Consider the following 22336-nt stretch of genomic DNA (forward strand, 5'->3'; position numbering starts at 1 on the left):
CGCCGGCGTGCTCGGGCCGTGCGCCGCCCGGAGCCCAGCGTCCCGGAGGCCCGCCGGCTCGGAGGCCCGCCGCCCCGGAGGCCCGCTGCTCCACCGGCCCGCCGGCCCGCTCGTCCGCCGGCCTGCTAGTCCGCTAGTCCGCTAGTCCGCGGACAGTACGAACGACGTCTGCAACTTCCCCTGTCCGGGGGCCTTGGCCTCCAGCAGGTACGTGCCCGTCCTCGCCGACCCGGCGGGGGGCGTCGCGCACTGCGGGGTGCTCGGCTTGCGGTCCCACTTCACGGTGTAGGTGATGCTCTCGCCCGCGGGCACCCGGAACACCAGGCCGCCCGGACCCGCCGGGCAGTCGGCCGACGACCAGTAGACGTCGTCGCCGTCCGCCGGCGTGATCGTCAACACCGCGCTCTTCGGCCCGAGATCCACCTTGCAGTCGGCCGACGAGCGGTTCCTCGCGGTGAGTTCGAAGACGGGTGTCTGGTCCGGCGAGTAGGAGTTGCGCACGCTGCGCAGGTCCAACTCCACCGCTCCTGCAGCGCATTCGGGCACCGTGGAGGACGCGGGGAGCACATCGCCCGTGCCGACCGCGCTGCCGCCGGAGGCAGCACCCGGACCGCCGCCGGAACCGCCGGAACCGGCACCGCCCGACGAGCCGGACGAACCGGCGGAACCCGAGGAGCCGTTGGAGCCGTCCGCCGACCCCTGCGACCCGCCCCCACCGGAGCCCGACCCGGAGCCGGAACCGCTGCCGGTGTCCTCGCCGCCCGACTCGTCGCGCCCGCCCGGGTGTCGGCTGACCGCGGAACCGGACGGGTTCGGTCCCGGCGTGATGGTGTGTGTGGGATTCTTGCCGTCGGCCCCGTCGGCGTTCTTCTTGCCGCCCCCGCCGCCGGCGGTGACGATCCAGGTGATCACCAGCGCCAGCACGGCGAGCAGGGACAGCAGAACCACCCTCCGGCGCCAGTAGATGGTGGAGGGAAGCGGCCCGATCGGATTGCGCAGAGATCCCACGGCCCAAACTGTACGAGAGATCGGCGCGCGGGCTTGCTTCACCCGCCGCGCCACCACCAACTTTTCCGGATCATCATCCCGGTAACTGCCCCGAGTGGGACGGTTCTTCACACTTCGCCACCCTCGGTGACCGCGCCGTCACCCACCACGCCCGCCAACCCGTGGCAGGATCGGAAGGCCATGACTGAGAAGCTCCACGCCCCCGTGATCGCCTGGTTCGACATCCACGCCCGCGACCTCCCCTGGCGCCGCCCGGAGGCGGGCCCGTGGGGCGTGATGGTCAGCGAGTTCATGCTCCAGCAGACGCCGGTGAACCGGGTGCTGCCCGTGTACGAGGAGTGGCTGGCCCGCTGGCCGCGCCCCGCCGACCTGGCGAAGGAGGCGCCGGGCGAGGCGGTGCGCGCCTGGGGCCGGCTCGGCTACCCGCGCCGCGCCCTGCGCCTGCACGGCGCCGCGGTGGCCATAACGGAGCGGCACGGCGGGGACGTGCCGACGGACCACGGGCAACTGCTGGCGCTGCCCGGCATCGGCGAGTACACGGCCGCCGCGGTGGCCTCGTTCGCCTACGGGCAGCGGCACGCGGTCCTGGACACGAACGTGCGCCGGGTGTTCGCGCGGGCGGTGACGGGCGTGCAGTACCCGCCGAACGCGACCACGGCCGCCGAGCGGCGCCTGGCGCGGGAGCTGCTGCCGGAGGACGACGGGACCGCCGCCCGGTGGGCCGCCGCCTCGATGGAACTGGGCGCGCTGGTGTGCACCGCGAAGAACGAGGCGTGCGCGCGGTGCCCGATCGCCGCGCAGTGCGCCTGGCGGCTCGCGGGCAAGCCGGAGCACACGGGCCCCGCGCGGCGCGGGCAGACGTACGCCGGTACGGACCGGCAGGTGCGCGGCAAGCTGCTCGCCGTGCTGCGGGAGGCGCACACCCCCGTCCCCCAGGCGGCGCTGGACCGGGTGTGGCACGAGCCGGTGCAGCGGGCCCGTGCGCTCGACGGGCTGGTCGCGGACGGTCTGGTGGAGCCGCTGCCGGGCGCCCTGTACCGGCTGCCGCTGGGCTGACGCACAGCCAGGTCACAGTCCCCGGGCGTTCGTCACGAAGGAACAGGACGGGCAAATCACCCCGCACTGGGGCATAACTTCCCCCGGCTGTACCCCTCTTCGGCTTCTGTTACACAACCGACGGACAGCCGATTGCCAGCCGCAGGCTGGTCCGCACAGCCCCGTGACAACCACTCCGTAGCTTCTTCCTCGTGCCCGGCGGACCACCGGGCGCACACGGAGCGGGACTTCCGGCAGGAGCCGGGGGACAACGGGGAACGGAGGCGGTTGATCATGGCGCAGGGCGAGGTGCTCGAATTCGAGGAGTACGTCCGCACCCGGCAGGACGCGCTGCTGCGCAGCGCCCGCCGGCTGGTCCCCGACCCGGTCGACGCCCAGGACCTGCTCCAGACCGCGCTCGTGCGGACGTACGGCCGCTGGGAGGGCATCGCCGACAAGCGGCTCGCCGACGCCTACCTGCGCCGGGTCATGATCAACACCAGGACCGAGTGGTGGCGGGCGCGCAAGCTGGAGGAGGTCCCGACCGAGCAGCTGCCCGACGCCTCCGTGGACGACTCCACCGAGCAGCACGCCGACCGGGCCCTGCTGATGGACGTCCTGAAGGTGCTCGCACCGAAGCAGCGCAGCGTCGTGGTGCTGCGACACTGGGAGCAGATGTCCACGGAGGAGACGGCCGCGGCCCTCGGCATGTCGGCCGGTACGGTCAAGAGCACGCTGCACCGGGCGCTCGCCCGGCTCCGCGAGGAGCTGGAGGCCCGCGATCTGGACGCACGCGCGCTGGAGCGTGAGGAGCGGGAGCGTTGCGCGGCCTGACCGGCGCCGGACCCGACCGGGTCCCGGGCAGTACACAGGCGGTGATCGCGGCGGGGGCCGCGCTCGCCGCCCTCGCCCTTTTCCTCGCCGCCTGCGGCAGCGGGGGCACGGGTGCCCGGGACGAGGGCCCGGCCCACGGCTCGGCGGTGGCGGGCTCCGTCACCTCCCCCGCCCCCAAGCCCTCCGACCGCTACCGGCGGGTGGACGCGGTGGCGCTGCTCCGGAAAGACCCCCAGGTGTCGGAGACGGTGAAACGGGAGCTGAAGCCCTGCGACGGCGACAAGTACCAGGTCGACGTCTCCTACGGCGACCTCACCGACGCCACGGTCGACGACGTCGTCGTCAACGTGATGACCTGCGCGGACTGGGTGGGGATCGCCTCGTACGTGTACCGGGACGAGGACGGCAGGTTCACGAACGTCTTCAAGAGCGAGGACTCCCCGGTCTACGCGGAGATCGACCGGGGCAACCTGTCGGTCTTCCGGCAGTACTACGAGCAGGACGACCCGATCTCCAGCCCGTCCGGTGACGTCGTGACGCCGTACACCTGGAAGGGCGGCCGGTTCGTCGCGGGCAAGCCCATCCGGAACGAGTACAGCCATGCCGGCGGCGGGGTCTCGCGGCCCGCGGCGGACAATTGACCCCCCACACGCACACCCACGAGGACTGAGAGCACCGGGATGGCAGACCAGACCCACGTCCTGTTCGTCGAGGACGACGACGTCATCCGCGAGGCCACCCAGCTCGCGCTGGAGCGGGACGGCTTCGCGGTGACCGCCATGCCCGACGGCCTGTCGGGCCTGGAGGCGTTCCGGGCGAGGCGTCCCGACATCGCGCTGCTGGACGTCATGGTGCCGGGCCTGGACGGGGTCAGTCTGTGCCGCCGGATCCGGGACGAGTCGACCGTGCCGGTGATCATGCTGTCGGCACGTGCCGACTCCATCGACGTCGTGCTCGGCCTGGAGGCGGGCGCCGACGACTACGTGACCAAGCCGTTCGACGGCGCCGTGCTGGTGGCCCGGATCCGCGCCGTGCTGCGCCGCTTCGGGCACGCGGGCGGGACGTCCGCGCAGGCGGAGGAGACCGCGTCCGCGGTCACCGGCACGCTGGTCTTCGGGGAACTGGAGATCGACACCGACGGCATGGAGGTGCGCCGGGCCGGCCGGCCGGTGGCGCTCACCCCGACCGAGATGCGGCTGCTGCTGGAGTTCTCCTCCGCGCCGGGCACCGTGCTCTCCCGCGACAAGCTGCTGGAGCGCGTGTGGGACTACGGCTGGGGCGGGGACACCCGGGTCGTGGACGTGCACGTCCAGCGGCTGCGGCAGAAGATCGGCCAGGACCGGATCGAGACGGTCCGCGGCTTCGGCTACAAGCTGAAGGCCTGAGCGGAGCGGCGGCATGCGGGGGATTCTCCGGCACCCGGTCCGGCGGGTGGAGCGCGCGGGTCTGCGCACGGGGCTGAGGTGGAAGCTCAGCGCGGCGATCGCGCTGGTGGCCGGCCTGGTGGCGATCGTGCTCAGCCTGGTCGTGCACAACGCGGCCCGGGTCTCGATGCTGGACAACGCGCGCGAGCTGGCCAACGACCGCCTCCTGCTGGCCCAGCGCAACTACGAACTCAACCGGGGACCGGTCTTCCCGTACATCAAGGTCGACGACCCGCAGTTGCCGGCCGTGCTGCGCGAACGCGTCGGGCGGGGCCGGCGGGTCAGCGACGTCTCCGAGCGCGGCGGGCAGGCGGACATCTGGGCGGCGGTGCCGGTGAAGGACGGGCACGTGCTGTCCGTGCACATCCACCTCCCGGACCGCAGCGCCGGCATGCTGAAGGACCTCGACCAGGCCCTGGTGATCGGCTCGGTCGCGGTGGTGCTCGGCGGCAGCGCGCTCGGCGTGCTCATCGGCGGCCAGCTCTCCCGCCGGCTGCGCAAGGCGGCGGCCGCGGCCAACCAGGTCGCCATGGGCGAACCGGACGTCCGGGTGCGGGAGGCCATCGGCGGGGTCGTACGGGACGAGACCGACGACCTCGCACGGGCGGTGGACGCCATGGCGGACGCGCTTCAGCAGCGCCTGGAGGCGGAGCGGCGGGTCACCGCCGACATCGCGCACGAACTGCGTACCCCGGTGACGGGCCTGCTGACGGCCGCCGAACTGCTGCCGCCCGGGCGCCCCACGGAACTGGTCCTGGACCGGGCCAAGGCGATGCGCACGCTGGTCGAGGACGTCCTGGAGGTGGCCCGGCTCGACGGCGCCTCGGAACGGGCGGAGTTGCAGGACATCATGCTGGGCGGGTTCGTCGCGCGGCGGGTGGCGGCCAAGGACCCGGACATCGTCGTACGGGTGGTGCACGAGTCGGAGGTCACCACCGACCCGCGGCGGCTGGAGCGGGTGCTGTTCAACCTGCTGGCCAACGCCGCCCGGCACGGCCGGCCGCCGATCGAGGTCACCGTGGAGGGCCGGGTCATCCGGGTCCGCGACCACGGGCCCGGCTTCCCCGAGGACCTCCTCGCCGAGGGGCCGAGCCGGTTCCGCACCGGCAGCAGGGACCGGGCCGGGAAGGGCCACGGGCTGGGGCTGACCATCGCGGCGGGCCAGGCGCGCGTGCTCGGCGCCCGGCTGACGTTCCGCAACGTACGGCCCGCCGGCGCGCCGGCCCACGTTCCCGCGGAGGGCGCGGTGGCCGTCCTGTGGCTGCCGGAGCACGCCCCGACCAACACCGGCAGCTACGCGACGCTGCCGCTGCCCGGCGAGGAGTAGGGGCCGCTCCCGGCGGAGGGCCGGGACCGTACGGGCCCGCGTCCGCCGCGGGCCGCCGGCGGCCCCGTCCACCGGCCGGCCCGCTGCGGTGCCGTGCCCGCCGACCGCGCCACTCCGGTGCGGTGGCCGCCGGCCGGGCCCCGAACGGCGCGTGCCCGCGCGCGGTCCGGGGACCGCGGGCGGGCACGGGTGGACAGGCCGAAGGCCCCGGGGCGGACACCCACCGGGGCCTTCGGTACCTGGCCGGAAAGGGTCAGAGGGCCTCGACCACGGCCGCCGGCGCCGCCTCGGCGCCGTCGGTGGAGGGCTTCTGCGGCCCGCCCTTGAGCGGCACCTCCTTGACGAACAGCGCGGCGACGAGCGCCAGGACCGCGATCACGGCACCGAGCACGAACGCCGAGTGCGTGCCCGACGAGACCGCGTGCTGGTAGGCCTCCCGGGCCGCGGCCGGCAGCTTCGCGAGGCTCGCCGCGTCGAGCTGCGCCGACTTCTCGGTGATGTTCGCGCCCAGCGACCCGGCCCGCTCGGACATGACGTCCTGCACCCGGTGGTTGAACAGCGCGCCCATGATGGCCACGCCGAAGGAGGAGCCGAGCGTGCGGAACAGGGTGGTGGACGAGGACGCCACACCCATGTCCTTCATCTCCACGCTGTTCTGCGCGACCAGCATGGTGATCTGCATCAGGCAGCCCATGCCGGCGCCGAGCACGGCCATGTAGAGGCCGGAGGTGAAGCGGGTCGTGCCCGTGTCCATGAGGGACAGCAGGTACAGCCCGACGATCATCAGCGCGCCGCCCACGATCGGGAAGAGCTTGTAGCGGCCGCTGTTGGTGGTGATCCGCCCGGCGATCATCGAGGTCACGAGCATCGCGCCGAGCATCGGGAGCAGCAGCAGACCGGAGTTGGTCGCGGAGGCACCCTGCACGGCCTGCTGGTACAGCGGCAGGAACAGCGTCGCCCCGAACATCACGAAGCCGGTGATGAAGCCGATGAGGGACATCAGGGTGAAGTTGCGGCTGCGGAAGATGTGCAGCGGCACGACCGGCTCGGCGGCCCGGGTCTGCCAGAACACGAACCCGGCCAGCGAGGCCACGCCGATGCCGATCAGCTCCATGATCCGGGCGGAGGTCCAGGCGTACTCGGTGCCGCCCCAGGTGGTGACCAGCACGATCGAGGTGATGCCGACGGTCAGCAGCAGCACGCCGAGGTAGTCGATGCCCGCCTTGGAGCGCTTCCGCGGCAGGTGCAGCACGGCGGTGACCAGCGCGAGCGCGACCGCGCCGAGCGGCAGGTTGATGTAGAAGGCCCAGCGCCAGCCCCAGTTGTCGGTGATGGTGCCGCCGACCAGCGGGCCGCCGATCATGGCGAGCGCCATCACACCGGCCATCATGCCCTGGTACTTGCCGCGCTCCCGCGGCGGGATCAGGTCGCCGATGATCGCCATGACACCGACCATCAGACCGCCGGCGCCGAGGCCCTGGACGGCCCGGAACCCGATGAGCTGCCCCATGTCCTGGGCCATGCCGCTCAGCACCGAACCGATCAGGAAGATCACGATCGAGCTGAGGAAGGCGCCCTTGCGCCCGTACATGTCACCGATCTTGCCCCAGACCGGGGTGGAGGCCGCGGTCGCCAGGGTGTAGCCGGTGACGACCCAGGAGAGGTGCTCCAGGCCGCCCAGATCGCCCACGATCGTCGGCATCGCGGTGCCCACGATCATGTTGTCGAGCATCGCGAGCATCATCGCGATCATGAGTGCGAGCAGCACTACTCGCACACTTTTGGGCTGTTTTCCTTGCCCGTCGGTCTTTGCGGTGTCCGCCATGCCTTCCCACTCCCCCTGCGGCGGCTACTTACTTGCCGCCCGGCTAGTTCTCACTACACTGGGGAAGGTAGACGCGTAACTAGCCGGTCGTCAAGTAAGTTTCGGCGGAGCGCGAGGAGTACGAGGATGGACGTCACGATGGACGGCACCAAGCAGCAGCGCCGCGGCAACACCCGCCAGCGCATCCAGGACGTGGCACTCGGACTCTTCGCGGAGCAGGGCTACGAGAAGACCTCCCTGCGGGAGATCGCCGAGCACCTCGACGTGACCAAGGCGGCCCTGTACTACCACTTCAAGACCAAGGAAGAGATCATCGTCAGCCTCTTCGAGGACCTGACGAAGCCGATCGACGACCTGGTCGAGTGGGGCGGGCGGCAGCCGCACACCCTGGAGACCAAGCAGGAGATCATCCGCCGCTACAGCGAGGCGCTCGCGGGCGCGGAACCGCTGTTCCGCTTCATGCAGGAGAACCAGGCGACGGTGCGGGAACTGCGCATCGGCGACACCTTCAAGGACCGGATGCGCGGCCTGCGGGACACCCTCATCGACCCCGACGCGCAGCTCGTGGACCAGGTGCGCTCGGTCAGCGCGATGTTCACGCTGCACGCCGGCATGTTCGTGATGCGGGACCTCGAAGGCGACCCCGAGAAGAAGCGCGCGGCCGTTCTCGAGGTCGCCCTGGACCTGGTCACCCAGGCGCACGAACGCGCCCGGGAGACGGACTAGCCCCCGCCCGGCCACCCGTGGTGAGGAGGGCCGGACGGGGTCCGGGTCAGACCTTCACGCCCTGGGCGCGCAGGAACGTGACCGGGTTGACGGCGGAGCCGTAGTTCGGCGTGGTGCGGATCTCGAAGTGCAGGTGCGGGCCGGTGGAGTTGCCGGTGGAGCCGGACAGCGCGATGTGCTGGCCGGTGGCCACCGCCTGGCCGACCCGGACGTCGATCCGGGACAGGTGCGCGTACTGCGAGTAGGTGCCGTTGGCGTGCTTGATGACGATGGCGTTGCCGTACGCCGGGCCGTCACCGGCGCCGTTCCCGCCGGCCTTGACGACGGTGCCGCCGTGCGCGGCGAGCACCTCGGTGCCGGTCGGCACGGCGAAGTCCTGGCCGCTGTGCTTGGCGACCCAGTGGCTGCCGGACTGCATGAAGCTGGCGGAGAGCGTGTACTGCTTCACCGGGTCGACCCAGGAGGTGGTGGACGCGGTGGCGGCGCTCGCGACCCCGGTCCCCAGCACGGCCGTGGCGCCGATGCCGGCAGCCAGGACGGCCACGCGGTTGCGGTGCGAGGACGTACGGGTGGAACGGGACATGAAGCGTCGGAACATCGTGACCTCGTGAACTCGGAGACGGGTGGGCCACCCGGTGGACAGACGTTCGTCCGGAGCGGCCATCCCTTGGTAACCGAGCGGGGCATCAAGCCCAAAACGGGCCATCTACGGCAAGGAGTAGTAGATGCCCGCGAAACTAACCCCGTTCTTGACAGTCACGCGCCGCACCCGACCGGGCCCTGACCCCGGCTTTCCCCGTTGTGCGCTTACTGGTTAAACCTTCACTTTTAGTCCGTTTTGCCCGGTAGGCTGATCCCACTATCAGGGGTAGTACCGGACATTTCACCTGTGCCCCTTATCACCGGTCGGGCGGGCGGAGGGGCCCGGAAATGTGACGCAGGCCCCTAGGCGCCTACCGTCCGGTAACCCTACGGTTCCCCCTCGCGCCACCCCACCCGAAGATCATGCCCCTGTCATTCAGGCCGCGTACGGATCCGGCGTACGGACGTGAGAGGACCCCCCACCGATCACCACGCCGGCCGCGGCGGCCGCGCGCGCGTCCGCGAAGGTCGATCACGCCACCCGGCAGCAGGACTGCCGGGCGGTCATGGACCAGGCCCTGCCGTACCTGAGGGACCCCATCGCCGCCGCATCGACAACACCGCGCTGGAGACGGACTCCGGCTTCCGCTACCCCCAGCCGGCCAACGGGCCCGTCCTCGACGCCGCCCGCTACGCCCAGGACCACGGCGTGTCGCCCTCTTCTTCGTCACGGCCCGCCCCGGCATCCTGTACGGCCCCACCGAGTACAACCTCGGACACGACGGCCACGCGGTCTCCGGCCTCCGGCCTCCGCGTCCGCGGCCTGCTCGACCTCTTCGAGGACGTCGCCGCCTACAAGACCGCACAGCGCGCCGGCATCGAGAGGGACGGCTACACGATCATCGCGAACATCGGCGACAACACCACGGACCTGTCGGGCGGCCACGCCGAGAGGACGTTCAAACTCCCCGACTACGACGGCCAGTTGTCGAAACCCGGAGCCGCGTCCCCCGGCGGCCCGCTCGGTGTGGCTCCGGACGCGGGCGCGCGACCGGCTCCCCGCCGCGCGGTACGCCGCCTCTTCCCCGGGGCCGCGGTCACCCCGTACCGACCCCGGGAACGCCGGAAGGGGCCGGTGCCCGAAGGCACCGGCCCCTCCACTCGGTCGATCCGCGGACGCCTACGCGTCCTTGCTCAGGTTCGGTCCGGCGCCGCCGGCCGCCTGCTCGATCGGCGGGACGTCGGGCAGGGCCGACTTCTCCTCGCCGCGGAAGGTGAAGGTCTGGGACTCGCCCTCGCCCTCGGTGTCCACGACCACGATGTGACCGGGGCGCAGCTCGCCGAAGAGGATCTTCTCCGACAGCGTGTCCTCGACCTCGCGCTGGATCGTGCGGCGCAGCGGACGCGCGCCCAGCACCGGGTCGTAACCCTTCTTGGCCAGCAGCTCCTTGGCGGACTGGGAGAGCTCGAGGCCCATGTCCCGGTCCTTCAGGCGCTCGTCGACCTTGCCGACCATCAGGTCGACGATCCGCAGGATGTCCGCCTGCGTGAGCTGCGGGAAGACCACCACGTCGTCGACGCGGTTGAGGAACTCGGGACGGAAGTGCTGCTTCAGCTCGTCCGACACCTTGTTCTTCATGCGCTCGTAGTTGGTCTTCGTGTCACCCGCGGCGGCGAAGCCGAGGTTGAAGCCCTTGGAGATGTCCCGGGTGCCGAGGTTGGTCGTCATGATGATGACCGTGTTCTTGAAGTCCACGACCCGGCCCTGGGAGTCGGTCAGGCGACCGTCCTCCAGGATCTGCAGCAGCGAGTTGAAGATGTCCGGGTGGGCCTTCTCGACCTCGTCGAAGAGGACGACGGAGAACGGCTTGCGGCGGACCTTCTCGGTCAGCTGGCCGCCCTCCTCGTAGCCCACGTAACCGGGGGGCGAACCGAAGAGACGCGACACCGTGTGCTTCTCGCTGAACTCCGACATGTCGAGGGAGATCAGCGCGTCCTCGTCACCGAAGAGGAACTCGGCGAGCGCCTTGGACAGCTCGGTCTTACCGACACCGGACGGGCCGGCGAAGATGAACGAACCACCCGGACGCTTCGGGTCCTTCAGACCGGCGCGCGTACGGCGGATCGCCTTCGACAGCGCCTTGACGGCGTCGTTCTGGCCGATGACCCGCTTGTGCAGCTCGTCCTCCATGCGGAGCAGACGGCTGGACTCCTCCTCGGTCAGCTTGAAGACCGGGATGCCGGTGGCCGTGGCGAGGACCTCGGCGATCAGCTCGCCGTCGACCTCGGCGACGACGTCCATGTCGCCGGCCTTCCACTCCTTCTCGCGCTTGGCCTTGGCGGCCAGGAGCTGCTTCTCCTTGTCGCGCAGGGAGGCGGCCTTCTCGAAGTCCTGCGAGTCGATCGCGGACTCCTTGTCCCGGCGGACACCGGCGATCTTCTCGTCGAACTCGCGCAGGTCCGGCGGAGCGGTCATCCGGCGGATGCGCATCCGGGAACCGGCCTCGTCGATCAGGTCGATGGCCTTGTCCGGCAGGAAGCGGTCCGAGATGTACCGGTCGGCCAGGGTGGCGGCCTGGACCAGGGCCTCGTCCGTGATGGAGACGCGGTGGTGCGCCTCGTACCGGTCGCGCAGGCCCTTGAGGATCTCGATCGTGTGCGGCAGGGACGGCTCGGCGACCTGGATGGGCTGGAAGCGGCGCTCCAGGGCCGCGTCCTTCTCCAGGTGCTTGCGGTACTCGTCCAGCGTGGTCGCACCGATGGTCTGCAGCTCACCACGGGCCAGCATCGGCTTGAGGATGCTCGCGGCGTCGATGGCGCCCTCGGCGGCACCCGCACCGACCAGCGTGTGCAGCTCGTCGATGAAGAGGATGATGTCGCCGCGGGTGCGGATCTCCTTGAGCACCTTCTTCAGGCGCTCCTCGAAGTCACCGCGGTAGCGGGAGCCGGCGACCAGGGCACCGAGGTCGAGGGTGTAGAGGTGCTTGTCCTTGAGGGTCTCGGGCACCTCGCCCTTGACGATGGCCTGGGCGAGTCCCTCGACGACGGCGGTCTTGCCGACGCCGGGCTCACCGATCAGCACCGGGTTGTTCTTGGTGCGGCGGGACAGCACCTGCATGACCCGCTCGATCTCCTTCTCGCGCCCGATGACCGGGTCGAGCTTGGACTCACGAGCGGCCTGGGTCAGGTTCCGGCCGAACTGGTCCAGGACCAGGGAGGTCGAGGGGGTGCCCTCGGCCGGGCCGCCGGCGGTGGCCGTCTCCTTGCCCTGGTAACCGGAGAGCAGCTGGATGACCTGCTGCCGCACCCGGTTGAGGTCTGCACCCAGCTTGACCAGGACCTGGGCGGCGACGCCCTCGCCCTCGCGGATCAGGCCGAGCAGGATGTGCTCCGTGCCGATGTAGTTGTGGCCCAGCTGAAGGGCCTCGCGGAGCGACAGCTCCAGGACCTTCTTGGCACGGGGGGTGAAGGGGATGTGGCCGGACGGGGCCTGCTGCCCCTGACCGATGATCTCCTCCACCTGCTGGCGGACCGCCTCAAGCGAAATGCCGAGGCTCTCCAGGGCCTTAGCGGCGACACCTTCGCCCTCGTGGATGAGACCCAGGAGGATGTGCTCGGTGCCGATGTAGTTGTGGTTGAGCATCCGGGCTTCTTCCTGAGCCAGGACGACAACCCGCCGCGCGCGGTCGGTGAACCTCTCGAACATCGTTAATCGCTCCTCAGAGCGGTCAGGCAGTGGGGGGGAACTTCCCCTCCCTGTCCTTCCGCAGCTTAGTCCCGCAAGCGGGGACCGCTCATTCCGACTGCCGACACCATCGATGGCCTCCTGACCCCGAACGCCGACATCTGCTCCAACCCGATGGTGCGAGACGATGTTCCCGCAGGCCAGGCAGTTACCCCACTCGCCAGTACGCCGTTGGCGAACGTGAGACGGCCCGTCCTGCGTGTCGCCCCCTCCCACTAGGCATGTCTTACCCGCGGGGACTGACACTCCATGCGGCGCACACCGGTTCCCTCCGCTATGGGCGAACAACCTCGTGCCCCTCCGAGCCCCCGCACGCCCCCTCTGCCCGCACTCAGTGCGTCCGGCAGGGCACCCAGCGTAACTCCCGCGCCTTTCCGGCGGTTGCGCTTGGCATGGTTGGCTCGGTCCCCATGACACCCACGGTCCCCCATCCCCGCCGGCCCCACGACCCGGAGGCGCCGGCCGCCGGTCCTCACGGCCCGGGCGCGGCCCCGGACACCCGGGCCCGGCACTGGTACGAGCACGAGCTGGGCTGGCCGACGGCGCCCGGTCCGCCGCTGCGGCTGCTCACGGGCGTGCGGTTCGACGTGCTGGACGTGCCGGCCGAGGCGGGCGCGGGGGCGCTGCGGCACCTCGCGCCGGGCTCTCCGGTCGCCCTGCGGGGCGAGAGGATGCGGCTGCTGGTGGCCCCGGGCGGCGCGGAGGAGCTGCCGGGCCTGCTGGAGTGGCTGGAGTGGGGGGCGGTGCCGCTGGATCTGCGGGCGCTGGGGCCCGGCGGCACGCTGGAGGCACCGCCACCGCCCACGTGGTCCGCCGCCGCGGGGGCCGGCCCGGCACCGCGTGCGGGCGAGTCCTGGGGGGACGGATCCGGCGGCGGCTTCCCGGGGCGATGGGCCGCCGGGGACGCGGCCCCGGGCGGCGGGACCCCGCGGGCGGGCTCATCGCGTGCCGCGTCCGCGCCCGTCGTGACCGTCCAGGGGGCCGAGGCCGCTGTGTGGCTGCGACCCCCCGGGCCGGGACCCGACGCCGGGAACGCGCTGCCGGCCATGCCGGGCATGCCCGCCCGGTCGGGCGTGGGGCGCGAGGGGAGCGCCCCCGATCTCGTGCGACTGGTGGACACGCTGGCAGCGCACTGCCACCGGGTCCGGCTGCGGCGCGTGCGCGCCGGGCAGACCGCCGACGGGCGGAATCAGCCGTTGGCCTTCTCGTAGGCTTCGCGAATCGACGCGGGAACGCGGCCGCGGTCGTTGACCTCGTAACCGTTCTCCTTCGCCCAGGCGCGGATCGCCGCGGTGTCCTGGTTGCCGCCGGAAGCGGCCCGCGCCTTTCCACGCCCGCCCGAGGCACGACCGCCGGTACGGCGTCCGCCCTTCACATAGGGATCAAGAAGGCTGCGCAGCTTGTCCGCATTGCCAGTCGTGAGATCGATCTCGTAGGTCTTGCCGTCCAGAGCGAACGTCACCGTCTCGTCCGCCTCGCCGCCGTCGAGGTCGTCGACAAGAAGGACCTGAACCTTCTGTGCCACCGCATTTCCTTTCATCGATAACGTTGAGGGTCAGGGGGTGTTGCGGCTCCGCCGTTTCGCCGCCCCTGTTATATGCAGTACTGCAGTACGTCGGAAAGCAAACCGCTTTTGCCGGAAAAACACAAACCCTCGGCAGAGACTCAGTGGCCCGCCCACGTCCGGAAACATGCGCGTTTCGGACATAGTGAACCGGGGCAATGGCGATCACAGATGCAGAAGCATCCGGCTGTTGCCCAAGGTGTTCGGCTTCACGCGTTCGAGGCCGAGGAACTCCGCGACGCCCTCGTCATAGGAACGCAACAGCTCCGCGTACACATCGGTGTCGACCGGCGTCTCACCGATCTCCACGAAGCCGTGCTTCCCGAAGAAGTCGACTTCGAAGGTCAGGCAGAAAACCCGTCGAACACCGAGCCAGCGCGCGGTCTGGAGCAGCTTCTCCAGCACCCGGTGACCGACGCCGGCGCCCTTGAGGCCGGGCTTCACCGCCAGCGTGCGGACTTCCGCGAGGTCCTCCCACATGACGTGCAGCGCACCGCAGCCGACCACCTCGGCGTTGTCGTCGCGTTCCGCGACCCAGAACTCCTGGATGTCCTCGTAAAGCGTGACCATGGCTTTGTCGAGCAGGATGCGGTCGCGGACGTAGGCGTCGAGGAGCCGGCGCACGGCCGGTACATCGCTGGTCCGGGCCCGGCGGACGGTGATGGCTTTTGCGGGGACTTCGGGACGCTCTGCTGACATGAGCGGACGCTATCGCCCGTCCGCGTCCCGCGCCGAGCCGGGGTTCTCCTCTTCCGGGGCTCCGGGGGCTTCGCGTTCCCGCGGTTCGGGGGCTTCCCGTTGCCGGGCCGCGGGTGCTTCCCGGGTTTCTTCCGGGCCCTGCACGATGCGTACGGCGTCCCTCAGGGCCTGGCGCTGTTCCTCGCTCATCATCCCGAAGAAGGCCACCAGAGCGGCGGCCGGGTTGTCGCTCTGCGACCAGGCGTCGTTCATCAGCGCGGCGGCGTACGCGGCCCGTGTCGACACGGCCTCATATCGATAGGCCCGGCCTTCCGCCTCCCGGCGCACCCAGCCCTTCTGATGGAGATTGTCCAAAACGGTCATCACGGTGGTGTACGCGATGGAGCGTTCCCGCTGGAGGTCTTCCAGGACTTCTCGAACGGTCACCGGGCGGTTCCACTTCCACACCCGCGTCATGACCGCGTCTTCGAGTTCTCCCAAGGGGCGAGGCACAGCTCAGAACAATAGTAGGAGATCCCGGCATTGGCGTGCCGGACGTGCGCTAAGGCTGCAAACGCGAACAAAAAGGACGTACGACTCGCGAAGCGGGGGGTCGCGGCGAGTCGTACGCGGGGCCGGCCGGGGGCCCGCCGGGCGCGGGGCGCGGGCGCTCAGGCGTCGGCGGCGGGGGCCTTGCCGGAGTTCTCCATGCGCGCGAGGGCGGCGTCGACGGCCGCGTCCTCCTTGGCCTTGGCGGCACCGCCCTGGGTCTTCACGATCACCCTGACCACACCGATGAAGAAGGCGGCCATGACGACCGGGGGCACGAGCGCGGAGACGTAGTCCATGACTCCAGAGTATCCACGGTGGAACGGGCGAAAGGGGCGGGGTACACGAACCGCCCACGCCCGGACGGGGGGCACACGGGGGCCGCCCGGCGGCGCGCCCGGCGCACGCGACACGGGCCCGCCGGGCGCACACGGACGCCCCGGCCGACCTACCGGGGGCAGGGCCGGGCGGGCCCGCGGGCCGGAGCAGGCGCGCGAGACGCGCGGGCGGAGGCCGGCCGGGCGGCGGGCGGGGTCAGCCCGCGGCGAGACGGCGGGAATCCGCGGGCTCGGAGGGCGGGGCCGGCTTGCGGCGCGGGAAGACCTCGCCCGGCGTCGGGATGGGCCGCTTCGGCGCGGCGGGGTCCGGCTCGGCCGCGCCCGGCGGGGGCTGCGGCGCGGGCTTCCGCGGGGGCCTGGACGGCTCCCGGGCCTGCCGGTCACCCTGCTGGGCCCCCGGGCCGCCGGCGCCGCCCGCGAGCGCCAGCAGGCGCGTCCGGGCGGGCGGCACTCCGGGCGCGGGCACCTTGCGGGCGCCCTGCGCGAAGCGTGCGCGCACGTCCCGCTCGGCCAGTTCCCGGCAGCGGTCCAGGAGGGCCGCCGCCGTGCGGTTCCCGCGCAGCGCCCGGAGTGCGGCGAGATCGTCCGGGGTCGGCCGGTGCCCGGCGCCGAGCGCCTCCTCCAGGAGGTCCAGGTAACCGGCGGCGGTACCCGGCAGTGCGGCCCGGTAGCGGCCCAGGTCGGCCACCAGGAAGGCGCGCAGCCGGGCCGCCTCGCACACCGCCTCGTCGAGCGACTCGGCGAGGCGGAGGCAGTCCTGCACGTCCTCGGCGGAGACGGGACCAGGGTGGAGGGCGAGGGCGAGGGCGCGGCGGAGCACGCGCAGCTCCTCCGCGCCGAACGCCATGCCGCCGCGGGATCCGTATGGCGTGGGCATGCGGCGACGCTACCGCTAATCGGACAAATAGTGACGAATGCGGGCGTGATTTCGGTGCGTGTCGCTCCGGGGTTCCCCCGTCCGGGGCCACCGGCCGGTGCTCACAACCGCGACACGTTCCGCTCGTACACCAGGCGCAGCCCGATCAGCGTCAGCCACGGCTGGTGCTCGTCGATCACCGAGGACTCCCCCAGCACCATCGGCGCGAGCCCGCCCGTGGCGATCACCGTCACGTCGTCCGGGTCGGCGGCCAGTTCCCGTGCCATCCGGCCGACCACCCCGTCGACCTGGCCGGCGAACCCGTACACGATGCCCGACTGCATGGCCTCCACCGTGTTCTTGCCGATCACGCTGCGCGGCCGGGCCACCTCGATCTTGCGGAGCTGCGCGCCCTTGACGCCCAGCGCCTCCACGGAGATCTCGATGCCGGGCGCGATCACCCCGCCCACGTACTCCCCGCGCGCGGAGACCGCGTCGAACGTGGTCGCCGTGCCGAAGTCCACGACGATCGCCGGGCCGCCGTACAGCTCGACGGCCGCGACCGCGTTGATGATCCGGTCCGCGCCGACCTCCTTGGGGTTGTCGGTGAGGATCGGCACCCCCGTCTTGACGCCCGGCTCCACGAGGACGGCGGGTACGTCGCCGTAGTAGCGCCGGGTGACCTCGCGCAGCTCGTGCAGCACCGAGGGGACGGTCGCGCAGATGGCGATGCCGTCGATGCCGTCGCCCAGTTCCTCGCCGAGCAGCGGGTGCATGCCCATCAGGCCCTGGAGCAGCACCGCCAGCTCGTCCGCGGTGCGGCGCGCGTCCGTGGAGATGCGCCAGTGCTCGACGATGTCCTCGCCGTCGAAGAGGCCGAGGACGGTGTGCGTGTTGCCGACGTCGATCGTGAGCAGCATGGCCGTTACTCCGCCTCGCGCAGGTCCAGGCCGATGTCCAGGATCGGCGAGGAGTGGGTGAGCGCGCCGACGGCCAGGAAGTCCACGCCCGTGTCCGCGTACGCGCGCGCGTTGCCGAGCGTCAGCCGGCCTGAGGCCTCCAGCAGCGCCCGGCCGGCGACGACGCCGACGGCCTCCGCGCACTCGCCGGGCGTGAAGTTGTCCAGCAGGATCAGGTCGGCGCCCGCGTCCACGACCTCGCGCAACTGGTGCAGGGTGTCGACCTCGACCTCGATCGGCACCTCCGGGAAGGTCTCGCGCACCGCCTCGAACGCCCGCGCGACACCGCCCGCGGCGACCACGTGGTTGTCCTTCACCAGGGCCGCGTCGGACAGCGACATGCGGTGGTTGACGCCCCCGCCGCAGCGGACGGCGAACTTCTCCAGCGAGCGCAGGCCCGGCGTCGTCTTCCGGGTGTCGCGGACCTTCGCCCCGGTGCCCTCCAGCGCGTCCGCCCACGCGCGCGTGGCGGTCGCGATGCCGGACAGCCGGCACAGGATGTTCAGCGCGCTGCGCTCGCCGGTGAGCAGGTCACGCGTGCGCGTGGTGACCGAGAGCAGCTTCTGCCCGGCCTCGATCCGGTCGCCGTCCTCGACGTGCCGCTCGACCTCGAACTCGTCCGTGCAGACCACGGAGAGCACGGCCTCGGCGACCCGCAGCCCGGCCACGACGCCCGCCTCGCGCGCGGTGAAGTCACCGGTGGCGACGGCGTCCTCGGGGATGGTCGACACGGTCGTCACGTCCACGCCGCCGGCCAGGTCCTCCTGGAGGGCGACGTTGGCGATGTCCTCGACCTCGACGGGGTCGAGCCCGGCGGCGGCCAGCAGCTCGGCGAGCGCGGGGTCGAGCCCGCACTCCAGGTACTCCTCGTCGCCCTCCGCGCCGCAGGCGCAGCCGTCGCCGCAGCCGCCGGTGGGGGCGAGGGGAAGGTCGTCGGTGCTCACGTTCGTCACTGCTCCTGGGCGCTGGGGTGTTACCGGGTAGGGGGGAAGTCTGCGGTGTCCGTGGTGCCGACGGCCAGCGAGCGGTCGGGATCGAGCCGTACGACGATGTGGCGGCGCCAGCCGGCGTCGTCGCGGTCGGCCCGGTCCTCGCGCCAGTGGCAGCCGCGGGTCTCCTCGCGCAGCCGGGCCGCGGCGACCAGGGCGCGGCCCACGCACAGGAGGTTGGTGGCCTCCCAGGTGTCGACGCCGGGCTCGGCGGTCTTGCCGTTCTCGTCCAGGGCGTCGCGGGCCTCGTCGTGCAGCCGCTGGAGCTCCTCGGCGGCCCGTGCGAGGGACCGCTCCGAGCGCAGCACGCCGGCGCCCTCGGACATGATCCGCTGGACGGCGAACCGGGTCTCGGGGGCCAGCAAGGGCTGCGCGGGCGTCCCGGGGTGCGGTACCGGTGCGGGCACGCGCGCGTGCAGGCCGTCCGCGGCCCGGGCCGCGACGATGTCGGCGGCGATCCGCTCGGCGTAGACGAGCCCCTCCAGCAGGGAGTTGGAGGCGAGCCGGTTGGCTCCGTGCACGCCGGTGCAGGCGACCTCGCCGCACGCGTACAGGCCCGGGACCGTCGTGCGGCCGCGCGTGTCGGTGCGGACGCCGCCGGAGGCGTAGTGCGCGGCCGGGGCGATCGGGATGGGCTCGGTGACCGGGTCGATGCCGTGGGCGCGGCAGGCGGCCAGGATGGTCGGGAACCGGTGCTCCCACATGTCGGCGCCGAAGTGCCGGGCGTCGAGGTACATGTGCTCGGCGCCCTGCTCCAGCATCCGCCGCATGATGCCCTTGGCGACGATGTCCCGGGGCGCCAGCTCGGCGAGTTCGTGCCGGCCCAGCATGAAGCGCACACCGTCCCCGTCGACCAGGTGGGCGCCCTCGCCGCGCACGGCCTCCGAGACGAGCGGCTGCTGGCCCTCCGCGTCCGCGCCGAGGAACAGCACCGTCGGATGGAACTGCACGAACTCCAGGTCGCTGACCTCGGCGCCCGCGCGCAGCGCCAGCGCCACGCCGTCGCCGGTCGACACGGACGGGTTGGTGGTCGCCGAGAACACCTGGCCCATGCCGCCGGTCGCGAGCACCACCGCGGGGGCGTGCACGGCGCCGACGCCGTCGTGCTGGCCCTCGCCCATCACGTGCAGCGTGACACCGGCCGTACGGCCGTCGGCGTCGGTGAGCAGGTCCAGCACGAGCGCGTTCTCGACGGTGCGCAGGCCCCGCGCGCGTACGGCCTCCACGAGCGCGCGGGAGACCTCCGCCCCGGTCGCGTCGCCGCCCGCGTGCACGATCCGGCGCCGGTGGTGGCCGCCCTCGCGGGTGAGCTGGATGCCGCCCTCGTCGTCGGTGTCGAAGTGGGCGCCGGTGGAGATCAGCCGCCGTACGGCGTCGGGGCCCTCGGTGACCAGGAGGCGTACGGCCTCCTCGTCGCACAGGCCCGCGCCGGCCACCAGGGTGTCGTCCAGGTGCTGCTCGGGGGTGTCGCCCTCGCCGAGGGCCGCGGCGATGCCGCCCTGCGCCCAGCGCGTGGAGCCGTCGTCCAGGCGGGCCTTGGTGACGACGACCGTCCGCAGCCCGGCGGCCTCGCAGCGCAGCGCCGCGGTCAGGCCGGCCACCCCGGAGCCGACGACGACCACGTCGGCGGCGATGTTCCACCCGGGGGCGGGCGCGTGCAGTCGTATGCCTGTGGTGGTCACGAGGCGGCTCCGAAGGTCAGAGGGAGGTTGTCGATCAGCCGGGTCGTGCCGACCCGGGCCGCGACGGCGAGGACGGCCTCGCCGATGAAGTCGGCGCCGATCTCGGTGAAGTCGGCCGGGTCGACCAGGGCGAGGTAGTCCAGCCGCAGCGGCGGGTCGAAGCGGGCCGCCTCGTCCAGGACCTGGCCGGCGGCGGCGCGGACGGCCGCCGGACCGCCGGGCGCGGCGGTGGCCACCGCGTGCGCGTCGGCCGCCGCGCGGGACTCCCCTATGGCGCTGAGCGCCTCGGCACGCGCGTGCGTGGAGGGCACTTCCCGGGCGCGGGCGCGCAGCGCCTCCTGCGCGGCGTGCCGGTCGCGGCCGGCGAACAGCGCGCGGGACAGCGCGAGCGCGGTGCGGCGCTCGTCGGGCGAGAGGTAGCGGTTGCGGCTGGACCGGGCGAGCCCGTCCTCCTCGCGCGCGGTCGGCACGGCGACGATCTCGATGCCGAAGTTCAGGTCCCGCACCATGCGCCGGATCAGGGCGAGCTGCTGGGCGTCCTTCTGCCCGAACAGGGCGGCGTCGGGGCGGGTGAGGTGCAGCAGCTTGGCGACGACGGTGAGCATGCCGTCGAAGTGGCCGGGCCGCGAGGCACCCTCCAGGCGCTCGCCCATGGGCCCCGCGGAGACCCGCACCTGGGGTTCGCCGCCCGGGTACACCTCGTCCACCGAGGGCGCGAAGACGGCGTCCGCGCCCGCCCGGCCGGCGAGCTCCAGGTCCGCCTCCAGGGTGCGCGGGTAGCGGTCCAGGTCCTCCCCCGCGCCGAACTGCAGCGGATTGACGAAGACCGTGACGACGACCTCGCCGTCGGGGCCGGCGAGCCGCCGCGCGGAGCGGACGAGGCTCGCGTGGCCCTCGTGCAGGGCGCCCATGGTCATCACGACGGCGCGGCGGCCGTGTCGCACGCGCGCGTGCAGCTCTTCCGCGGTGCGCAGCAGGGCGGTGGTCATCGGTCGTTCCCCTCGGTGCCGTTCGGGCCATCGGTGCCGTCGTCGCCGTCCGGCCCGTCGCCGCCGTGCGGGCGGCCGGTGGCGTTCGGGCCGTCGGCCGGGCGGCCGGTGCCGTTCGGGCCGTCGGCCGGGCGGCCGGTCGTGTCGCCCGCGGCGCGTCCGTCGGCGAGCACGCCGAGGAGGTCCTCGGCCAGTTCCGGCTTCAGCAGGCCGTGGGCGAGCGCGCGGTCGGCGGTCGCGCGGGCCATCGCCAGGTAGCCCGCCACGGTTTGCGGGGCGTGCTTGCGCAACTCGGTGACGTGCGCGGCGACCGTGCCGGCGTCCCCGCGCGCGACCGGCCCGGTCAGGGCGGCGTCACCGGAGCGCAGCGCGTTGTCCAGGGCGGCGCCGAGCAGCGGGCCGAGCATCCGGTCGGGTGCCCCGACACCGGCCGCGCGCAGCAGTTCCATGGACTGGGCGACCAGGGTGACCAGGTGGTTGGCGCCGAGGGCGAGGGCCGCGTGGTACAGCGGGCGGTCCTGCTCGCTGATCCACTCCGGCTCGCCGCCCATCTCGATCACCAGTGCCTCGGCGGCCAGCCGCAGCTCCTCGGGCGCGGTGACACCGAAGGAGCAGCCGGCGAGGCGCTGGACGTCCACGGGGGTGCCGGTGAAGGTCATCGCCGGGTGCAGGGCCAGGGGCAGCGCGCCCGCGCGCAGGGCGGGGTCCAGGACGCGCGCGCCGTACCGGCCGGAGGTGTGCACCAGCAGGTGCCCGGGCCGTACCGCGCCGGTCTCGGCGAGGCCCGCGACCAGGCCGGGCAGGGCGTCGTCGGGGACCGTGAGCAGCACCAGGTCGGCGCGCCTGAGGACCTCGGCGGGCGACACCAGCGGGACGCCCGGGAGCATGGCCTCGGCACGCCTGCGGGAGGCGTCGGAGACCCCGGAGACGGCCACCGGACGGTGCCCGGCGAGTTGGAGGGACGCGGCGAGCGCGGGGCCCACCCGGCCGGCGCCGACGACACCGACGGTGAGCCGCGCGGGGCGGTCCTTGGGGTCTGGCTGGTGGACAGTACTCACGCGAGGGTGACCTTCCCGTTCCAGTCCGCTCTGGGTACCGGACGATTTCTCGTCATGTTAACGCTATCTCGGTCCGGTGCCGACCGGTTGTCCACAGGCTGTGGGCCGTCCCACGTCCGCGCGTCACCGCCGCGCCGGGTCGGCCCGGAATCCGGATGCCCCGGCCGG

Annotated in this window: 21 protein-coding genes and 1 pseudogene; 8 read left to right on the forward strand and 14 right to left on the reverse strand. The window is 72.5% G+C overall.

What is annotated here, in order from left to right; genetic code table 11:
• Window positions 1-141: 141 nt before the first annotated feature.
• A complete protein-coding gene (locus ACZ4K2_RS34145; protein ID WP_467467797.1) occupies window positions 142-1008 on the reverse strand; it encodes a hypothetical protein in 867 nt (288 codons plus the stop codon).
• Between the two features lie 180 nt (window positions 1009-1188).
• Here ACZ4K2_RS34145 and ACZ4K2_RS34150 point away from each other — a divergent pair, with 180 nt between their 5' ends.
• From ACZ4K2_RS34150 to cseC, 5 genes are all read left to right on the forward strand, one after another.
• Window positions 1189-2064: an HhH-GPD family protein gene (locus ACZ4K2_RS34150; protein WP_467467799.1), complete on the forward strand. Its 876-nt coding sequence runs from the start codon at window positions 1189-1191 to the stop codon at window positions 2062-2064.
• 273 nt (window positions 2065-2337) lie between these two features.
• Window positions 2338-2877, forward strand: coding sequence for a SigE family RNA polymerase sigma factor (locus tag ACZ4K2_RS34155; protein ID WP_030781607.1), 540 nt, complete (start codon window positions 2338-2340; stop codon window positions 2875-2877).
• Entirely contained in the window at window positions 2865-3518 is a 654-nt protein-coding gene (locus ACZ4K2_RS34160; RefSeq protein WP_467467802.1) for a hypothetical protein, read from the forward strand. The genes ACZ4K2_RS34155 and ACZ4K2_RS34160 overlap by 13 nt, the downstream gene beginning before the upstream one ends.
• A gap of 39 nt (window positions 3519-3557) precedes the next feature.
• Window positions 3558-4262: a two-component system response regulator CseB gene (gene cseB, locus ACZ4K2_RS34165; protein WP_467467804.1), complete on the forward strand. Its 705-nt coding sequence runs from the start codon at window positions 3558-3560 to the stop codon at window positions 4260-4262.
• 13 nt (window positions 4263-4275) lie between these two features.
• Window positions 4276-5628, forward strand: coding sequence for a two-component system sensor histidine kinase CseC (gene cseC, locus ACZ4K2_RS34170; protein WP_467467806.1), 1353 nt, complete (start codon window positions 4276-4278; stop codon window positions 5626-5628).
• A 253-nt stretch (window positions 5629-5881) separates the two neighbouring features.
• Here the strand turns inward: cseC and ACZ4K2_RS34175 are convergent, their stop codons facing one another.
• Window positions 5882-7453 carry an MDR family MFS transporter gene (locus tag ACZ4K2_RS34175; RefSeq protein WP_467467808.1) on the reverse strand — a complete coding sequence of 524 codons (1572 nt, stop codon included), beginning with the start codon at window positions 7451-7453 and terminating at the stop codon, window positions 5882-5884.
• A gap of 126 nt (window positions 7454-7579) precedes the next feature.
• On the opposite strand from ACZ4K2_RS34175, the gene ACZ4K2_RS34180 reads away from it, so the two are divergent.
• The gene (locus tag ACZ4K2_RS34180) at window positions 7580-8179 is read left to right on the forward strand and encodes a TetR/AcrR family transcriptional regulator (RefSeq protein ID WP_467467810.1); all 600 of its coding nucleotides are present in this window, start codon (window positions 7580-7582) and stop codon (window positions 8177-8179) included.
• Between the two features lie 46 nt (window positions 8180-8225).
• Here the strand turns inward: ACZ4K2_RS34180 and ACZ4K2_RS34185 are convergent, their stop codons facing one another.
• Window positions 8226-8777: a M23 family metallopeptidase gene (locus ACZ4K2_RS34185; RefSeq protein ID WP_467467812.1), complete on the reverse strand. Its 552-nt coding sequence runs from the start codon at window positions 8775-8777 to the stop codon at window positions 8226-8228.
• Between the two features lie 469 nt (window positions 8778-9246).
• Here ACZ4K2_RS34185 and ACZ4K2_RS34190 point away from each other — a divergent pair.
• Window positions 9247-9752: pseudogene (locus tag ACZ4K2_RS34190) on the forward strand (HAD family acid phosphatase); the annotation flags it as partial.
• A 189-nt stretch (window positions 9753-9941) separates the two neighbouring features.
• Here ACZ4K2_RS34190 and ACZ4K2_RS34195 read toward each other — a convergent pair.
• Window positions 9942-12467: an ATP-dependent Clp protease ATP-binding subunit gene (locus ACZ4K2_RS34195; protein WP_467467814.1), complete on the reverse strand. Its 2526-nt coding sequence runs from the start codon at window positions 12465-12467 to the stop codon at window positions 9942-9944.
• Window positions 12468-12916: 449 nt separating this feature from the next.
• On the opposite strand from ACZ4K2_RS34195, the gene ACZ4K2_RS34200 reads away from it, so the two are divergent.
• A complete protein-coding gene (locus ACZ4K2_RS34200) occupies window positions 12917-13717 on the forward strand; it encodes an SCO3374 family protein (RefSeq protein ID WP_467467816.1) in 801 nt (266 codons plus the stop codon).
• On the opposite strand, the gene ACZ4K2_RS34205 is transcribed toward ACZ4K2_RS34200, so the two are convergent.
• The 10 genes from ACZ4K2_RS34205 to ACZ4K2_RS34250 form a co-directional block, all read right to left on the reverse strand.
• Complete coding sequence (locus ACZ4K2_RS34205; RefSeq protein WP_201820681.1) at window positions 13696-14031, reverse strand: histone-like nucleoid-structuring protein Lsr2; 336 nt, start codon at window positions 14029-14031, stop codon at window positions 13696-13698. The two genes, ACZ4K2_RS34200 and ACZ4K2_RS34205, sit on opposite strands and share 22 nt — an antisense overlap.
• A 204-nt stretch (window positions 14032-14235) precedes the next feature.
• A complete protein-coding gene (locus ACZ4K2_RS34210) occupies window positions 14236-14769 on the reverse strand; it encodes an amino-acid N-acetyltransferase (RefSeq protein ID WP_467467819.1) in 534 nt (177 codons plus the stop codon).
• Between the two features lie 9 nt (window positions 14770-14778).
• Window positions 14779-15225, reverse strand: coding sequence for a BlaI/MecI/CopY family transcriptional regulator (locus ACZ4K2_RS34215; RefSeq protein ID WP_467468795.1), 447 nt, complete (start codon window positions 15223-15225; stop codon window positions 14779-14781).
• A gap of 194 nt (window positions 15226-15419) precedes the next feature.
• Window positions 15420-15596, reverse strand: coding sequence for a hypothetical protein (locus ACZ4K2_RS34220; RefSeq protein WP_467467821.1), 177 nt, complete (start codon window positions 15594-15596; stop codon window positions 15420-15422).
• A 235-nt stretch (window positions 15597-15831) separates the two neighbouring features.
• The gene (locus tag ACZ4K2_RS34225) at window positions 15832-16482 is read right to left on the reverse strand and encodes a hypothetical protein (RefSeq protein ID WP_467468797.1); all 651 of its coding nucleotides are present in this window, start codon (window positions 16480-16482) and stop codon (window positions 15832-15834) included.
• 131 nt (window positions 16483-16613) lie between these two features.
• Window positions 16614-17411 (reverse strand): type III pantothenate kinase, encoded by a 798-nt coding sequence (locus ACZ4K2_RS34230; RefSeq protein ID WP_467467823.1) that lies wholly within the window; start codon window positions 17409-17411, stop codon window positions 16614-16616.
• A 5-nt stretch (window positions 17412-17416) separates the two neighbouring features.
• Entirely contained in the window at window positions 17417-18394 is a 978-nt protein-coding gene (gene nadC / locus ACZ4K2_RS34235) for a carboxylating nicotinate-nucleotide diphosphorylase (protein ID WP_467467825.1), read from the reverse strand.
• A gap of 29 nt (window positions 18395-18423) precedes the next feature.
• Window positions 18424-20121 carry an L-aspartate oxidase gene (locus ACZ4K2_RS34240; RefSeq protein ID WP_467467827.1) on the reverse strand — a complete coding sequence of 566 codons (1698 nt, stop codon included), beginning with the start codon at window positions 20119-20121 and terminating at the stop codon, window positions 18424-18426.
• Window positions 20118-21110, reverse strand: a complete 993-nt coding sequence (gene panC, locus ACZ4K2_RS34245) for a pantoate--beta-alanine ligase (RefSeq protein WP_467467829.1) — start codon at window positions 21108-21110, stop codon at window positions 20118-20120. Before panC ends, ACZ4K2_RS34240 begins: the two co-directional genes overlap by 4 nt.
• Window positions 21107-22168, reverse strand: coding sequence for a Rossmann-like and DUF2520 domain-containing protein (locus ACZ4K2_RS34250; RefSeq protein WP_467467832.1), 1062 nt, complete (start codon window positions 22166-22168; stop codon window positions 21107-21109). Before ACZ4K2_RS34250 ends, panC begins: the two co-directional genes overlap by 4 nt.
• Between the last annotated feature and the right edge of the window lie 168 nt (window positions 22169-22336).

The organism is Streptomyces sp. NPDC025833 (assembly GCF_055558055.1).

Bases quoted from the DNA above. Each gene is read 5' to 3' on its own strand.
- ACZ4K2_RS34210 (WP_467467819.1), bottom strand. From the start codon at position 14,769: ATGTCAGCAGAGCGTCCCGAAGTCCCCGCAAAAGCCATCACCGTCCGC.
- ACZ4K2_RS34230 (WP_467467823.1), bottom strand. From the start codon at position 17,411: ATGCTGCTCACGATCGACGTCGGCAACACGCACACCGTCCTCGGCCTC.
- ACZ4K2_RS34195 (WP_467467814.1), bottom strand. From the start codon at position 12,467: ATGTTCGAGAGGTTCACCGACCGCGCGCGGCGGGTTGTCGTCCTGGCT.
- ACZ4K2_RS34220 (WP_467467821.1), bottom strand. From the start codon at position 15,596: ATGGACTACGTCTCCGCGCTCGTGCCCCCGGTCGTCATGGCCGCCTTC.
- panC (WP_467467829.1), bottom strand. From the start codon at position 21,110: ATGACCACCGCCCTGCTGCGCACCGCGGAAGAGCTGCACGCGCGCGTG.
- ACZ4K2_RS34225 (WP_467468797.1), bottom strand. From the start codon at position 16,482: ATGGCGTTCGGCGCGGAGGAGCTGCGCGTGCTCCGCCGCGCCCTCGCC.
- ACZ4K2_RS34175 (WP_467467808.1), bottom strand. From the start codon at position 7,453: ATGGCGGACACCGCAAAGACCGACGGGCAAGGAAAACAGCCCAAAAGT.
- cseC (WP_467467806.1), top strand. From the start codon at position 4,276: ATGCGGGGGATTCTCCGGCACCCGGTCCGGCGGGTGGAGCGCGCGGGT.
- ACZ4K2_RS34180 (WP_467467810.1), top strand. From the start codon at position 7,580: ATGGACGTCACGATGGACGGCACCAAGCAGCAGCGCCGCGGCAACACC.
- ACZ4K2_RS34150 (WP_467467799.1), top strand. From the start codon at position 1,189: ATGACTGAGAAGCTCCACGCCCCCGTGATCGCCTGGTTCGACATCCAC.
- ACZ4K2_RS34215 (WP_467468795.1), bottom strand. From the start codon at position 15,225: ATGACGCGGGTGTGGAAGTGGAACCGCCCGGTGACCGTTCGAGAAGTC.
- cseB (WP_467467804.1), top strand. From the start codon at position 3,558: ATGGCAGACCAGACCCACGTCCTGTTCGTCGAGGACGACGACGTCATC.
- ACZ4K2_RS34185 (WP_467467812.1), bottom strand. From the start codon at position 8,777: ATGTTCCGACGCTTCATGTCCCGTTCCACCCGTACGTCCTCGCACCGC.
- ACZ4K2_RS34200 (WP_467467816.1), top strand. From the start codon at position 12,917: ATGACACCCACGGTCCCCCATCCCCGCCGGCCCCACGACCCGGAGGCG.
- ACZ4K2_RS34155 (WP_030781607.1), top strand. From the start codon at position 2,338: ATGGCGCAGGGCGAGGTGCTCGAATTCGAGGAGTACGTCCGCACCCGG.